A 14094-nucleotide genomic window follows, 5' to 3' on the forward strand; every position below is an offset into this window, starting at 1 on the left:
GGTTCTCTTATTAGGAGAACCTTTTTATAATGGTAGTAAAATTTGATTTGAACATGCTTCAATCTCATCAATATCTTGGCGGATGGTTGCCATTTTATTATCAAGCTCTTCAGCTTTCATGGCAGCATCGTGGAGTTCATCTTTTAAATAATCGGGGATATTCCCCTCATATTTATAGTAGAGTTTATGCTCTAAACTTGCCCAGAAGTCCATAGCGAGTGTACGTAATTGAATTTCTGCAAAAACTTCTTTTGTACCAGAATTTAGCGCTAGTGGATACTTAATAATCATATGCAAACTTTTATAGCCGTTTTGCTTTGGATTAGCAATGTAATCTTTTACTTCTACAATTTCCATGTCTTCACGATTTTCAATGACTTGTTTTAAGTGATAAATATCTTCCACAAAGCAACATGTAATCCGGATGCCGATAATATCTTGCAAATGTGTTTGCGCATTTGCAATCGTTGGTGCTAAATTTTTGCGTTCGAGTTTTTTTACGATGCTTTCAGGCTGTTTCAATCTTGTTTTTATATGTTCAAACGGGTTGTAGTCCTCTAAGAATTGAGCTTCCCGGTTCATAATTTCGAATTTTGTTTTTAACTCTTCTAAAGCGAATGTATAAGGTAATACAAATGCTTTCCAATAGTTAACAGTTGATTGATTATATTTCATTTATATACACACCTTTTCATATTTGCAAATAAGGTTGCTTATTATACTAAATACCAAATCATATAAGCGCATGCTGCAAATGATGAGATCATAAAACGGTATTTTGCTTTCATTTGTTTTTAACTCCTTTCTAATTAGCTTTCATATATCAATAAATTGGATTGTTAATAAATTGATTATGTACAATTCTAATAGTAATGGATTGATGTGAATTTCGTATGAACTAATTGTTTCAGTTTTTTGTCTTTTTAGAATGATTGTTAAAAGGGTGAATTGACAAAAAGAATAATAGCATTTATTTTATAAATCGCAATCATTACGTTTTAGTTGCGATCTTTGGAGAAAAGGAGGTCTACATATGCGTGTAAACATTACATTAGCTTGTACAGAATGCGGTGATCGTAATTATATTACGAAGAAGAATAAGCGAAATAATCCGGAGCGTATTGAACTGAAAAAATATTGTCCACGATTAAAGCGAGTAACATTGCATCGTGAAACGAAGTAAAACAGCTAGAGAAATCTTGCTGTTTTTTTATGCATTTCTATTCTTAAGTAGGTACAGACACAAACAATCCCCCGCCCACATACATATAGTAAAGACCACTATTTTGGCGGAGGTGAAGGGTTTGAGTCTATTCGCCGCAATTGGATACATGATTCGCGAAGTGTTTGTATTTGTTTCTTATGTTAAAAACAATGCGTTCCCACAGCCATTGTCATCAGACGATGAAAAGAAGTACTTAGAGCTGATGGAGCAAGGTGATGCTCATGCGAGAAATCTTTTAATTGAACATAATTTACGGCTTGTGGCTCATATTGTTAAGAAATTTGAAAACACAGGTGAGGATTCGGAAGATTTAATTTCTATCGGAACGATTGGGCTCATTAAGGCAATTGAGAGTTATTCAGCGGGGAAAGGAACGAAGCTGGCGACATATGCAGCTCGTTGTATTGAAAATGAAATTTTAATGCATTTGCGTGTACTGAAGAAAACAAAGAAAGATGTTTCACTTCATGACCCGATTGGACAGGACAAGGAAGGAAATGAAATATCACTTATCGATATTTTAAAATCCGAATCCGAAGATGTAATTGATATGATCCAGCTTAGCATGGAATTAGAAAAAATTAAGGAATATATCGATATTTTAGATGAACGAGAGAAAGAAGTGATTGTAAAAAGGTTTGGACTTGGTCTTGATAAAGAAAAAACGCAGCGGGAAATTGCGAAAGCGCTAGGCATTTCAAGAAGTTACGTGTCCCGGATTGAGAAGCGAGCGCTGATGAAAATGTTTCATGAATTTGTTCGTGCGGAGAAGGAAAAGAAGGGAAAAGCGTAAAGGTGTGTGGTACGGTTGCAGCTCGAGTGCAGCCGTTTTTTCTTTTGATGAAAAGGGAATAAAACAAGAAACTCTAAGAAGAAATATACGTTCACTGTTGAAAATGACAGGTTCTATCTGTAATATTAGAAGGTGCTAACGAATTTAAGAATGAAATAGTACTTGTTTTTTCTTTTTATATGACTGGCTCGATGTATGATAAGTGAATATAAAAACCACTTTCTGATATAGAAAGAAAAGAAGGGAAAGCTAAACTTAATTGTTACATTAAGACTTATTAGGAGGTTTCGCGGTTTGCGACGTACATTATATCGACTCATGATCGAACTTACAAACGGGCGTTTTACTTCTTATATATTACGTAAATTTGCACAGTCTCGCTTAAGTTCCATTATTATTTCATCTTATGCAAAAGCATTTCAATTGAATCAGGATGAGATGGAGAAGGACTTAAAGGAATACCAGACGCTGCATGAATTATTTACACGTAAGTTGAAAGAAGGAAAACGAGAAATAGATGCAGCGGCATCAAGTATTGTTAGTCCTGTTGATGGGGTATCTGCTGATCATGGCCCTATTGAAGAAACGAAAACATTTGATATTAAAGGCAAGCGGTATTCGCTTGTGGATATGCTAGGTAATGAAGAGCGAGCAAGACGCTATGCCGGCGGTACATATATGGTTATTTATTTAAGTCCAAGTCATTATCATCGCATTCATAGCCCGCTCTCAGGTGCTGTGACAGAGAGAGTTGTACTTGGAAGAAAATCATATCCAGTAAACGCAGCAGGAATGAAATATGGAAAAGAACCATTGTCAAAGAACTATCGTTCTGTCACAGAGGTCGATAGTGAAGGACAACATATGGCGCTTGTAAAAGTAGGAGCTATGTTTGTAAATAGTATTGAGCTTCTTCATGAAAGAAATACTGTTCAAAAAGGTGAAGAGATGGCATACTTTACATTTGGTTCAACAGTCGTGTTACTGTTTGAAAAAGGAATGGTTGAAGTTGTTTCAACATTAACGAGTGGCCAAGAACTTCACGTTGGTGAAAAAATCGCAACGCGCTTATCTAATGGTAACGGGCAGTAAAAGTTTTATCACAAACTTGTGAGGACACCAAGAAGTTAGATGGACTTATGTGATGAGTGAAAAGTTCCCACGGATGGAAGTTTCATTTTATAAAAGAGCCATCTTGAGGATGGCTCTTTTTACAGGCGAAGCAGTAATCTATATGTACTCAAGACGATTTGACAAGCTTGTCCTCTAATGATCGCCGGATGATTTCTTGTTTTATAAGTAAAATGAAGTCAGGATTTAATTTTAGTTCTTTTGCTTTATAATAAGACTCAGTGAGTAACTCAGTAGATAACTGTTCCATATGTTTCGTTTTCAAGGTGAGTCACCTCCGATAATAAGGATAGGTTCTTTGTTGCATCTACTGTATCAAAAAAATATGATAGTCACAAACGACTGGTTATCCACATATCACCGTGGATAAGGTGTGTATGAGTTGTTGATAAATTTTGAATTAACTGAAATATCGATGTGGAAAATGTGTACAATGTTATCCACAAGCTCGCTATCGAAAAATGTTGTCGAAAAATTTTAAGAAAACTCCTCAAAGAGGTGAAAGAAATTGAAATTATTTTTACCTAATGAATACGTAAAAAACGTATATCATGTTCAACCGGAAGATTTAAAAAAACGCGGGATCAAAGGTATTATTACTGATTTAGATAATACTTTAATTGAATGGGATCGCCCGAATGCAACGCCTAAGCTTGAGCAATGGTTTTTAAAAATGAAAGAGCAAGGCATTCAAGTAACGGTCGTTTCAAATAATAATGAGCAACGTGTAAAGGATTTTGCAGATCCACTTGGCATTCCTTTTATCCATAGCGCACGTAAACCATTTGTTCGTGCTTTTAAACGTGCGATACAAGAAATGAATTTAAAAGCGGATGAAGTAGTTGTTATTGGGGACCAATTGTTAACGGATGTATTAGGCGGGAATCGCGTTGGTTTATATACAATTTTAGTCGTGCCAGTGGCACAAACAGATGGACTAGTAACGCGCTTTAATCGAAAAATTGAACGAAGAATTATGAGCAATATGAAGAAAAAAGGTTTAATTAACTGGGAGGAATAAAGTTTGACTGAAACAATTAAATGTATTGGTTGCGGTGTAGAAATTCAAACAGAAAATAAAAATGGGGTTGGATATGCACCAACTTCATCTTTAGAAAAAGAACAGGTGATTTGTCAACGTTGTTTCCGTTTAAAGAACTATAATGAAATTCAAGATGTGTCTTTAACAGATGATGATTTCTTGCGCATTTTAAATGGAATTGGACAATCAGACGCGCTTGTTGTCAAAATTGTAGATATTTTTGACTTCAATGGTAGTTGGTTACCAGGCTTACATCGTTTTGTAGGGAACAACAAAGTATTGCTTGTTGGAAACAAATCGGATTTAATTCCAAAGTCAGTAAAGCATGATAAAGTAAAACATTGGATGCGTTATAGTGCAAAGCAACTGGGCTTAAAACCAGAAGATGTCTTTTTAATTAGTGCAGCAAAAGGACAAGGTATTCGCGAGCTTGCTGAGGCGATTGAACAGTACCGCGGTGGTAAGGATGTATACGTTGTAGGGTGTACAAATGTTGGGAAATCTACATTTATTAATCGCATGATTAAAGAATTTAGTGAAGAAACTGAGAATGTGATTACAACGTCTCATTTTCCAGGAACAACACTTGATTTAATTGACATTCCATTAGATGAAACATCTTCTTTATATGATACACCAGGTATTATTAATCACCACCAAATGGCACATTACGTTGGAAAGCAAAGCTTAAAGCTTATTACACCAACGAAGGAAATTAAGCCAATGGTATTCCAATTAAACGAAGAACAAACATTATTCTTCGGGGGATTAGCACGTTTTGATTATATTAGTGGTGGTCGTCGTGCGTTCACTTGTCATTTATCAAATCGTCTACCAATTCATCGTACAAAACTTGAAAAAGCAGATGAATTGTATGAAAAACATGCTGGGGAGTTATTAAATCCACCAACTCCAGAAGAACTAGAAAATATGCCTGGGCTTGTGAAATATGAATTTAATATTCGTGAGCCCAAAACAGATGTTGTATTCTCTGGATTAGGATGGGTGACTGTAAATGAGCCAGGTGCAAAAATCGTTGCTCATGTACCAAAAGGAGTTAGTGTTTCATTACGTAAATCTTTAATTTAATATGGAGAGGGATTTATGAAACAATTATATGGTGTAATCGGGAATCCAATTGGACATTCATTGTCACCGCTCATGCATAACGATGCATTTGAACACTTGAATATAGATGCTCATTATCATGCGTTTCTTGTAGAAGAAGAAACATTAGGGGAAGCAGTGAAAGGGTTAAAGGCGTTAGGAGTTTCAGGATTTAATGTCACGACTCCACATAAAGTTTCAATTATGAAATACTTGGATGAAATTGATCCGTTAGCAAAGCAAATTGGTGCTGTGAATACGGTAGTTCATAGAGATGGAAAACTAATTGGTTATAATACAGATGGAATTGGTTATGTTCGTTCATTACAATCGATTAGTAAAGAGCCGCTTTATCAAAAGCGTATTTTATTACTCGGTGCAGGTGGAGCGTGCCGTGCTATCTATTTTTCGCTTGCAGACGCAGGTGTAAAGGAAATTGATATTGCCAATCGAACAGTGGAAAAGGCAAATCATCTTCTCTCTGGATGCCAAGCAAAGATTACATCGCAAGCTCTTTCATTAGAGCGAGCAACTGAAGAACAAGGGAATTATGATATTATCATTCATACAACAACGATAGGAATGCATCCGCATATCCAAAATACACCGTTGCAAATTCGATCTTTGAAACAAGGGACGATTGTCTCGGATATTATTTATAATCCATTTGAGACAAAGCTTCTGCAAGATGCGAAAGCTAAAGGAGCGATCGTACAGAATGGAATAGATATGTTTGTTTATCAAGGAGCACTTGCATTTGAATTGTGGACAGGACGTATGCCGAATATCGAAAAAATGAAACAATTAGTAATGAGAAAGCTTGGAGGCTAACTATATGTTAACAGGAAAACAAAAAAGATTTTTACGTGCAAAAGCACATCACTTAACACCGATTTTTCAAGTTGGAAAAGGTGGCGTAAATGAAAATATGGTAAAACAAATTGCAGAGGCGTTAGAAGCTCGTGAGTTATTCAAAGTGAGCGTACTACAAAACTGTGAATTTGATCGTCGTGAAGTTGCAGAAGAATTGGCTAAAGGTGCGAGAGCTGAAATTGTCCAAGTAATTGGAAGCACAATTGTTTTATATAAAGAATCAAGAGAAAATAAACAAATCAAACTTCCATAATAGCAAGTTTACTGTGCTCAGGATGTGTATATGTCGTTTCCATAGCATATGCTTGCTATGTTCGGGATAATAGGGTTTAGACCAATTGAGCTTTTACAGGCAGTAATCTCTCCGCATGTTGTTTCGGAAAGATTACTGCTTGTGAATTAAAGGGGGCGTTTCATTTGAAAAAAATCGGAATCATTGGCGGCACGTTTGATCCGCCTCATTATGGACATTTGCTGATTGCAAATGAGGTATATGATGCACTCGCGCTTGATGAAATATGGTTTTTGCCGAATCAAATTCCACCTCATAAACAAGATCGTAGTATTACAAGTGTAGAAAATCGATTGAACATGCTAGAGTTAGCAATTGAGCAAGAGGAGTATTTCTCGGTTTGTTTAGAAGAGTTAAGAAGAGAAGGTCCATCCTATACATATGACACTATGTTACAATTAACTAAGAAGCATCCGGATGCGCAGTTTCATTTTATTATTGGCGGAGATATGGTGGAGTATTTACCAAAATGGTATAACATCGAGAAATTACTTCAACTTGTAACTTTTGTTGGGGTTGCAAGACCGGGGTATACATTAAATACACCTTATGAAATCGTCACAGTAGAAATTCCGGAATTTGCTGTTTCGTCTTCCTTGTTACGTGAGAGATATAAAGAGAAGAAAACGTGCAAATATTTGCTTCCAGAACAAGTACAGGTATATATCGAGAGGAATGGGTTGTATGAATCGTGAGAAAGCACTTGAGATTGTAAAACAACAAATGCATGAAAAACGTTATATACATACAATTGGTGTAATGGAAACGGCAATTGAACTTGCTAAGCTATATGGCGTGGATGAGAAAAAAGCAGAAATGGCTGCTATATTTCATGATTATGCAAAATGTAGACCGATTCAAGAGATGGAAGACATTATTAAGCAGGAAGAGTTGCCAAAAGATTTACTTCACTACAACAAAGAGTTATGGCATGCACCAGTTGGGGCATACTTAGTAGAAAAAGAAGTCGGCATTACGGACTCTGAAATTCTGCAAGCTATTACATATCATACAAGCGGTCATGAAGAGATGACAATGCTTGATAAAGTTATTTATGTGGCAGATTATATTGAACCTGGACGCAAATTTCCAGGTGTGGAAGAAGCACGGAAATTAGCACAGGAAGATATAAATAAAGCTTTATTATTTGCATTAAAACGTACGATTCAATTTTTAATGGAAAAGGATCAAACGATCTATCCGTTAACATTTCAAACATACAATGCGGTACTGAAGGAGGAAATTACTGAATGAAAGATAAAGAGTTATTAGTATTAGCAGCAAAAGCAGCTGATGATAAAAGAGCAGAAGATATGGTTGTACTAAACATGCAAGGAATTTCACCAATTGCAGATTATTTTATTATTTGTCACGGGAATTCTGATAAGCAAGTACAAGCAATTGCACGTGAAATTAAAGCGAAGGCACATGAATTCCAAATCGACGTACAACGTATGGAAGGCTTCGATGAAGCGCGTTGGGTTCTAGTGGACCTTGGTGATGTAGTTGCGCATGTATTCCATAAAGATGAGCGTGATCATTATAATTTAGAGCGTCTATGGGGCGATGTGCCACGTGAAGATATTACAGAAGAGTTAAGCTAATGAGATATGAGCAATTTGCATTGTTGTATGATGAACTCATGAATGATGTCCCATATGATAAATGGGTAGAATTCACAGAGGAAAGCTTACAGCAGGCAGGCATGAAAGAGGCGAAGATTCTTGATGTAGCGTGCGGGACTGGGAATGTAACACTTCCGCTTGTGCGAAAAGGTTATGACATGATTGGTGTCGATCTTTCAGAAGAAATGCTAACAGTTGCCCAGCAAAAGCTAGGGGGAGAAGGGTATTTTATTCCTTTTTATCAACAGGATATGAGAGAACTGGATGTTCCTGGTGAATTTGATTGTGTGACAATCTTTTGTGATTCATTAAATTATGTATTGCAAGAAGAGGGGATACAAGAAACATTCAGACGAGTATTTCACCATTTGCGTCAAGATGGTCTGTTCTTATTTGATGTACACTCTTTATATAAAATTTATCATGTCTTTCAAAATGAAACGTACACAGTCAATGGGGAAGAGATAGCTCTCATTTGGAACTGCTTCCCTGGCGAAGAATCAGATAGTGTAGAACATGACTTGTCATTCTTTGTACAGGATCCAGAGGAAGGCGTATATCATCGCTTTGATGAATGTCATATGCAACGTGCCTATTCAGTTGAATTGTTAACAAAATGGCTTGAAGAAGCTGGATTTACAGTACTTCGTGTAACGGGTGATTTTGAACGAATGGAAGTAACTGAACAAACGGAACGTATCTTTTTTATGGCGAAAAAGAATGGATAAAAAAAGCAACCGATTAGGTTGCTTTTTTTTGTTTAGAATACAATATTTTATTTATAGAAAAGTAGAAAAGTAATACCTATAAAATCTAAAAATAAGGGTTTGATAAAAAATAGGATGAGAAAAAGAGAAGGATTTTTAAGAGGATTCTGTATCATTGTGGCGTATTATTTACGTGTGCTTATTAAATTGTTGTTCAACGCCTTCTAAATCTTCATCGTATTTTTCATGTGTCCGCTCGAATAATTTATGGAACATATCTCCGACGTGATCCTCTAAAATACGAATACCCTCTCCTGTAACACCGCCTTTTACACATACTTTCTCTTGTAGAGTTGGTAATGTGAAAATTTCTTTTTCTAGTAATTTCCCCATCCCGATAATCATTTCACTTGCTAAAGTAGTTGCTTCTTCATGAGTAATATTTGTTTTATCCACAGCAGCATCAATGAAACATTGTAGTAAGTAGCTGAAGAATGCGGGTCCGCAGCTTGCAATGTCAGATGAAACTCGTGTAATATCTTCTCCGATCACAATAGGTGTAGAAATATTTTTAAACAAACGAAGTAACTTTTGTTCCCATTCTTTTGAACAGTTTTTCCCGAATGTGAATAGTGAGGCGCCAGAGAATGCGCGGTTTGTAATGCTCGGAATAATACGTGCGACGTGACAAGATACAACCTGTTCTAATTGAGCTGCTGATATGGGGCTTGTAATAGAAATTAAACATTTTTCATCAGTAAAGTGGGCAGTGTGTTTTTTTAAAATTGGATAGATGTCTAAAGGTTTAACGCAAATAAAAATAAGCTCTGAACGTTCAATTACCTCTTGCACTGTCTTTGCTATATGAACAGAAGGATACTTCTCTTTTATATGATATGCTTTGGCAGGCGTACGATTAATAATAGTAAGGCACGAAGGTTTGACAGCACGGGTTTCTAAAAATGCATCGATTAGTATATTCCCCATGTTTCCTGTCCCTATAATTCCTATGTTCAATGTTTCATCCCTCCTTCGTAACATCTTTCTCCTAAACAATATGAACCATGTTGTGAATTTATGAATTGGAGGTATTAAAATTATGCGGAATTTTCAAAAGAAGTGGCTCGCTTTATTAGGGGCTGTTGGCGTCGTATTTATACTGTTTATGTGGCAGACGAAGCAACAAGCTGTGCAACCGACCGTGAAACTTGATACAAATGTGAAGAGCGAAGAGAGAAAAAGTAAATTGAAAGTAGCGGAATCAAATGGACAGAAAAAAACAATTATGATTGATATAAAAGGTGCTGTGTATCGCGAAGGTGTATATGAGGTAGGAGCGGGTGCACGCGTGAAAGACGGGATTGAAAAAGCGGGTGGTTTTTTACCTGAAGCGGATATGGGAAAAGTGAACTTAGCGCAGCTTATGCAAGATCAAATGTTACTCTATGTCCCGAGAAAAGGAGAGCAAGTTCAAGGAGCCAATCTACCTTCAGGGCGGAAGGAGGAGAAAATTCAAATTAATGTTGCTTCAAAAGAGCAGCTCGAAAAAATAATGGGAATTGGGCCTCGGAAAGCAGAAAATATTTTGAAATATCGAGAAGAACATGGGCCGTTTCAAAAAATGGAAGATTTATTGGAGGTAGATGGCATTGGAGAGAAATCGCTTGAAAAAATAAAAGATAAAATAATTATTCCATAAAGGATTGACGAACTTTTTCTCCTTTCGCTACACTACAAGTAGATGAGAAAGTAGGTGAAAAGATATGGAACGAATTTCTTGGGATCAATATTTTATGACGCAAAGTCACTTATTATCGCTACGTAGTACGTGTACAAGGCTTGCAGTAGGAGCGACAATTGTCCGCGATAAGCGAATTATTGCGGGTGGATATAACGGTTCAATCACAGGTGGTGTGCATTGTATAGATGATGGGTGTTATATCATTGATAATCATTGTGTTCGTACAATTCATGCTGAAATGAATGCACTGTTGCAATGTGCAAAATTTGGTGCGAAAACAGAAGGTGCGGAAATTTATGTTACACACTTTCCTTGTTTACAATGTTGTAAAGCCATTATTCAAAGTGGTATTACAGCTGTTTATTACGCACAAGACTATAAAAATCACCCCTATGCTGTGGAACTATTCGAACAAGCAAATGTCACTGTGAAACATGTTCCGTTAGAATATGATATTACAACGTTAGAGCAACAAGAACGTCATTTGCAATTAAAAGAACTGTTTTCATCTTTAGAAAAAGATGAGTTAACAATGAATGAATTACAACAAGTATTCGCTAGAGCAAAAGAGATACTATAAGTGCGTGTTCAAAAAGGAGGATAAAGAGAGTTTGGCAGTTCGAGACGCGGAAGTCAGGAGAGTGCGGAGTGTAGATGGAACTACATGAGTGCCGGATTGGCGAAGCAGACGAAGAAATGTGAAAGATATCTTTCCTGGATTTTTTGAACATCCGCTATAAGGGGTGAGTATAAGTTGCGTGGACAATGGGGCTATATTGCAATCTCGTTTGTTATTGGGATTGCGATTGCCTGTTCCTCCTTTAAATTGTTGTATATTGGTTTATTTTGTTGTTATATTCTATTTTGTATATATCGTACTTCACGTCGACTCCTCTTTTTTTGCATACTGGCATGTTCCGGTAGCTTCCTTTATACCTCATATGTTGAATGGAAAAATCAGCATTCAAAAGGGTTAGACTTTGAAATAACAGAAGGCGTGATTCAAACTACACCCCTTATAAATGGTGATCGACTCTCTTTTCAAATGGAGGTCAATGATAGAGATACGTTGCAATTGATGTACAAAATTCAATCAGTTGAACAAAAAGAACAGTTGCAGAAATTACATGCTGGTATGAGTTGTACATTTCAAGGAGAAATGAAAGTGCCGTCAGAAGCACGGAATTTCCACGGGTTCGACTATCGTGACTACTTACATAAGCAAAAGATTCACTTTTTATTCGAAGCAAAAGAGATTTCAAATTGTATCCAAAAATCTTTGACGTTTACACAGTGGGTCTTTTTATTACGCCAAAATGCGATGTCGATAGTCGCAGAAATGTTTCCTGGGCAATCCGGAGCGTTTATGAATGCGTTGTTGTTTGGAGATCGGCAACTGATGACATTTGAAGTAGAAGAACAATACCAACAGTTTGGTCTTATCCACTTATTAGCCATTTCAGGATCACATATTGTATTATTAATGGCGATTGGCTACTTTGTTCTACTACGGATTGGTGTAACGAGGGAAATGGCGACAATCTGCCTCATTATTTGCATTCCGCTGTATATGTTTTTAGCAGGGGCGTCTCCATCTGTCATGAGGGCTTCTGTAACGGGTGTTATGTTGTTGCTAGCACTAATGCATTCTATCCGTGTTTCGAGTTTAGATGCGCTTAGTATGACGGCTGTATTAATGCTTTTATATAACCCTTATATGGCTTTTGATATTGGATTTCAATTTTCGTTTGTTGGTAGTTTTGCGTTATTGCTGTCAGCAAGTAGGCTATTACGGCATGATAATGGTCTGATTCAAAATACAATCTATCTTTCTGTTATTTCACAACTTGCTAGTACTCCTATTTTGTTATATCATTTTGGTTATTTTTCTCCATATAGTATTTTCCTCAACCTTCTATATGTCCCGCTTCTATCTTGTGTTGTGTTACCGTGTAGTATTGTAATTTTTGCGTGTATACTATTTGTACCTTTCGTAGCGAAATGGCTCGCACAAATGTTATCAGTATGTTTAACAATTTCTAATGATATTCTTCAGTACTGTGAAAATCTCCCGTTTCTTCGCTTTACCTTTGGCCAAACGCCTTTATTTCTTATAGTTTTATATTGTTTTAGTATCGTTAGTATATTTATTGTGTGGGAAAGAGTGGTTAGAAAAAAGTTTTTATTCCTGACTGTTGGGTTTTTCCTCTTTATATGTATTTTTCATTATATTTCGCCTTATTTCCGTACTAGCGGAAGTGTGACTTTTATTGATGTTGGACAAGGGGATGCGATCTTGATTCGTCTTCCGTATGAAAAGGGGGTCTATCTCATTGATACAGGAGGAACGATTCCTGTAAAAAAAGAAGCATGGCAGAAGAAAAAACATGAATTTTCTGTTGGACACGATATTCTCCTTCCGTTTTTGCAAAAAGAGGGTATTCGGAAAATTGATAAGTTGATTGTAACGCATGGAGATACAGATCATATGGGAGCGGCTAAAGAATTGTTATCCGCTATTACTGTAGGGGAAATCGTATTTGGGAAGAAGCGAGAAGATGCTGTGGTCGAAAAAGAATTGAAAAAAATTGCAAAGGAAAAAAATATAAGGATAAACATTGTAGGAGAAGGGGATGGATGGCAAGTAGACGAAGCGATATTTACTGTACTATCACCAGAGGGAGGAGAGAAAGAGGATAACGATTCGTCTATTGTGTTATGGGTAAAGCTAGGTGGATTTATATGGCTGTTTACTGGAGATCTAGAAGAGAAAGGCGAGCGACGAATTGTAGAGCAGTATCCAGAGTTGCGAGCGGATATTTTAAAGGTTGGGCATCATGGTAGTAAGACGTCGTCCTCATCTTCTTTTTTACACCTGATTCAGCCTAAAAAGGCAATTATTTCAGCTGGAGAGCATAATCGATATGGTCATCCGCATCGGCAAGTGCTAGAGCGTTTGTTAGAACTTGATATTGAAATATGGCGAACAGACAAGCAAGGAGCTATTTCCTATGTTTTTGAAGGCGAAAGAGGAACGTTTCAAAGTAAACTAACATATGATGAAGCACAGAAAAGGTGAAGTAAAAAAAAAGAAGGCCGCAAGCAGCAGCCTTTAAGAACCAATAAATTTAATAATTGTTGCAATAATGAAAAGTGTTGCGAAAAAACCAAATGAGACGATAAAACCTACCCCTGAATCAATAGCGTCATTGCGTTTACTTTGAACGTTTTGCTCAAATTCATTCATTTAGAATCCCTCCCCAACATTCCATTTTAGTATAAGATATTGTCAGAAAAAAATCTACAATTTCCATATGAAGATAAAGGGAGACTTTAATCAGTGGGTTTGCTCTTCCGCTGATGATTACCCCCCACCAATCGGGTTTTTACGGGCAATTGATCCCATATCTGACTTTTTTGCTTTCGCTGAATTTTGAGATGAGAGTCTTACTGCACGTGAGTAGCGGGGGAGATAGAGAATATGTGTGTAGAAGTAGGCGGTAAATCTTATGTGAAAAGAAGATGGAAATTTGATTTCCATGCATGTTAACAGTTAAC

The 14094-nt window shown here is 36.7% G+C and carries 18 protein-coding genes; 14 read left to right on the top strand and 4 right to left on the bottom strand.

Annotation, left to right across the window (positions count from 1 at the left end):
* Nucleotides 1-24 precede the first annotated feature (24 nt).
* Nucleotides 25-675 (bottom strand): GTP pyrophosphokinase, encoded by a 651-nt coding sequence (locus tag C568_RS0119970; protein WP_003200578.1) that lies wholly within the window; start codon nt 673-675, stop codon nt 25-27.
* Nucleotides 676-1033: 358 nt separating this feature from the next.
* Here C568_RS0119970 and rpmG point away from each other — a divergent pair, with 358 nt between their 5' ends.
* From rpmG to C568_RS0119985, 3 genes are all read left to right on the top strand, one after another.
* Nucleotides 1034-1183 carry a 50S ribosomal protein L33 gene (gene rpmG / locus C568_RS0119975; protein WP_001265619.1) on the top strand — a complete coding sequence of 50 codons (150 nt, stop codon included), beginning with the start codon at nt 1034-1036 and terminating at the stop codon, nt 1181-1183.
* 121 nt (nt 1184-1304) lie between these two features.
* A complete protein-coding gene (sigK, locus tag C568_RS0119980; RefSeq protein WP_018765865.1) occupies nt 1305-2018 on the top strand; it encodes an RNA polymerase sporulation sigma factor SigK in 714 nt (237 codons plus the stop codon).
* A gap of 294 nt (nt 2019-2312) precedes the next feature.
* The gene (locus C568_RS0119985; RefSeq protein WP_018782540.1) at nt 2313-3110 is read left to right on the top strand and encodes a phosphatidylserine decarboxylase; all 798 of its coding nucleotides are present in this window, start codon (nt 2313-2315) and stop codon (nt 3108-3110) included.
* A 148-nt stretch (nt 3111-3258) separates the two neighbouring features.
* Here C568_RS0119985 and C568_RS0119990 read toward each other — a convergent pair whose 3' ends face one another.
* Nucleotides 3259-3414: a sporulation histidine kinase inhibitor Sda gene (locus C568_RS0119990; protein ID WP_000850094.1), complete on the bottom strand. Its 156-nt coding sequence runs from the start codon at nt 3412-3414 to the stop codon at nt 3259-3261.
* A 243-nt stretch (nt 3415-3657) separates the two neighbouring features.
* Here C568_RS0119990 and C568_RS0119995 point away from each other — a divergent pair, with 243 nt between their 5' ends.
* The 8 genes from C568_RS0119995 to C568_RS0120030 all read left to right on the top strand — a co-directional run bounded on the left by C568_RS0119995 (nt 3658) and on the right by C568_RS0120030 (nt 8816).
* The gene (locus C568_RS0119995) at nt 3658-4170 is read left to right on the top strand and encodes a YqeG family HAD IIIA-type phosphatase (RefSeq protein ID WP_003200585.1); all 513 of its coding nucleotides are present in this window, start codon (nt 3658-3660) and stop codon (nt 4168-4170) included.
* Between the two features lie 3 nt (nt 4171-4173).
* Nucleotides 4174-5280 carry a ribosome biogenesis GTPase YqeH gene (gene yqeH / locus C568_RS0120000; protein ID WP_003200588.1) on the top strand — a complete coding sequence of 369 codons (1107 nt, stop codon included), beginning with the start codon at nt 4174-4176 and terminating at the stop codon, nt 5278-5280.
* Nucleotides 5281-5295: 15 nt separating this feature from the next.
* On the top strand, nt 5296-6129 hold the full coding sequence (gene aroE / locus C568_RS0120005) for a shikimate dehydrogenase (RefSeq protein ID WP_018782541.1): 834 nt from the start codon (nt 5296-5298) through the stop codon (nt 6127-6129).
* A gap of 4 nt (nt 6130-6133) precedes the next feature.
* Nucleotides 6134-6424 (top strand): ribosome assembly RNA-binding protein YhbY, encoded by a 291-nt coding sequence (yhbY, locus tag C568_RS0120010; protein ID WP_003200592.1) that lies wholly within the window; start codon nt 6134-6136, stop codon nt 6422-6424.
* A 164-nt stretch (nt 6425-6588) separates the two neighbouring features.
* Nucleotides 6589-7158, top strand: a complete 570-nt coding sequence (locus tag C568_RS0120015) for a nicotinate-nucleotide adenylyltransferase (protein ID WP_003200594.1) — start codon at nt 6589-6591, stop codon at nt 7156-7158.
* A complete protein-coding gene (yqeK, locus tag C568_RS0120020; RefSeq protein WP_018782542.1) occupies nt 7148-7717 on the top strand; it encodes a bis(5'-nucleosyl)-tetraphosphatase (symmetrical) YqeK in 570 nt (189 codons plus the stop codon). The genes C568_RS0120015 and yqeK overlap by 11 nt, the downstream gene beginning before the upstream one ends.
* On the top strand, nt 7714-8067 hold the full coding sequence (rsfS, locus tag C568_RS0120025; RefSeq protein WP_018765860.1) for a ribosome silencing factor: 354 nt from the start codon (nt 7714-7716) through the stop codon (nt 8065-8067). The genes yqeK and rsfS overlap by 4 nt, the downstream gene beginning before the upstream one ends.
* Nucleotides 8067-8816, top strand: coding sequence for a class I SAM-dependent DNA methyltransferase (locus tag C568_RS0120030; RefSeq protein WP_003200600.1), 750 nt, complete (start codon nt 8067-8069; stop codon nt 8814-8816). Before rsfS ends, C568_RS0120030 begins: the two co-directional genes overlap by 1 nt.
* Before the next feature lie 168 nt (nt 8817-8984).
* Here C568_RS0120030 and comER read toward each other — a convergent pair whose 3' ends face one another.
* Nucleotides 8985-9812: a late competence protein ComER gene (comER, locus tag C568_RS0120035; protein WP_018782543.1), complete on the bottom strand. Its 828-nt coding sequence runs from the start codon at nt 9810-9812 to the stop codon at nt 8985-8987.
* A gap of 82 nt (nt 9813-9894) precedes the next feature.
* Between comER and C568_RS0120040 the strand changes: the two genes are divergently transcribed.
* The 3 genes from C568_RS0120040 (at nt 9895) to C568_RS0120050 (ending at nt 13615) form a co-directional block, all read left to right on the top strand.
* Entirely contained in the window at nt 9895-10494 is a 600-nt protein-coding gene (locus tag C568_RS0120040; RefSeq protein WP_018782544.1) for a helix-hairpin-helix domain-containing protein, read from the top strand.
* A gap of 64 nt (nt 10495-10558) precedes the next feature.
* Nucleotides 10559-11116, top strand: coding sequence for a ComE operon protein 2 (locus C568_RS0120045; protein ID WP_003200607.1), 558 nt, complete (start codon nt 10559-10561; stop codon nt 11114-11116).
* Nucleotides 11117-11290: 174 nt separating this feature from the next.
* On the top strand, nt 11291-13615 hold the full coding sequence (locus tag C568_RS0120050; RefSeq protein ID WP_018782545.1) for a DNA internalization-related competence protein ComEC/Rec2: 2325 nt from the start codon (nt 11291-11293) through the stop codon (nt 13613-13615).
* Nucleotides 13616-13648: 33 nt separating this feature from the next.
* Here the strand turns inward: C568_RS0120050 and C568_RS33335 are convergent, their stop codons facing one another.
* Nucleotides 13649-13783, bottom strand: a complete 135-nt coding sequence (locus tag C568_RS33335) for a YqzM family protein (RefSeq protein WP_001001652.1) — start codon at nt 13781-13783, stop codon at nt 13649-13651.
* Nucleotides 13784-14094 lie beyond the last annotated feature (311 nt).

It is taken from the genome of Bacillus sp. 95MFCvi2.1, assembly GCF_000374965.1.
GTDB classification, from domain to species: Bacteria; Bacillota; Bacilli; order Bacillales; family Bacillaceae_G; genus Bacillus_A; species Bacillus_A pseudomycoides.

Coding starts and splice junctions, on each gene's coding strand:
- aroE (WP_018782541.1), top strand. CDS start 5,296: ATGAAACAATTATATGGTGTAATCGGGAATCCAATTGGACATTCATTG.
- C568_RS0120040 (WP_018782544.1), top strand. CDS start 9,895: ATGCGGAATTTTCAAAAGAAGTGGCTCGCTTTATTAGGGGCTGTTGGC.
- C568_RS33335 (WP_001001652.1), bottom strand. CDS start 13,783: ATGAATGAATTTGAGCAAAACGTTCAAAGTAAACGCAATGACGCTATT.
- rsfS (WP_018765860.1), top strand. CDS start 7,714: ATGAAAGATAAAGAGTTATTAGTATTAGCAGCAAAAGCAGCTGATGAT.
- C568_RS0120030 (WP_003200600.1), top strand. CDS start 8,067: ATGAGATATGAGCAATTTGCATTGTTGTATGATGAACTCATGAATGAT.
- yqeK (WP_018782542.1), top strand. CDS start 7,148: ATGAATCGTGAGAAAGCACTTGAGATTGTAAAACAACAAATGCATGAA.
- yhbY (WP_003200592.1), top strand. CDS start 6,134: ATGTTAACAGGAAAACAAAAAAGATTTTTACGTGCAAAAGCACATCAC.
- C568_RS0120045 (WP_003200607.1), top strand. CDS start 10,559: ATGGAACGAATTTCTTGGGATCAATATTTTATGACGCAAAGTCACTTA.
- rpmG (WP_001265619.1), top strand. CDS start 1,034: ATGCGTGTAAACATTACATTAGCTTGTACAGAATGCGGTGATCGTAAT.
- C568_RS0119970 (WP_003200578.1), bottom strand. CDS start 675: ATGAAATATAATCAATCAACTGTTAACTATTGGAAAGCATTTGTATTA.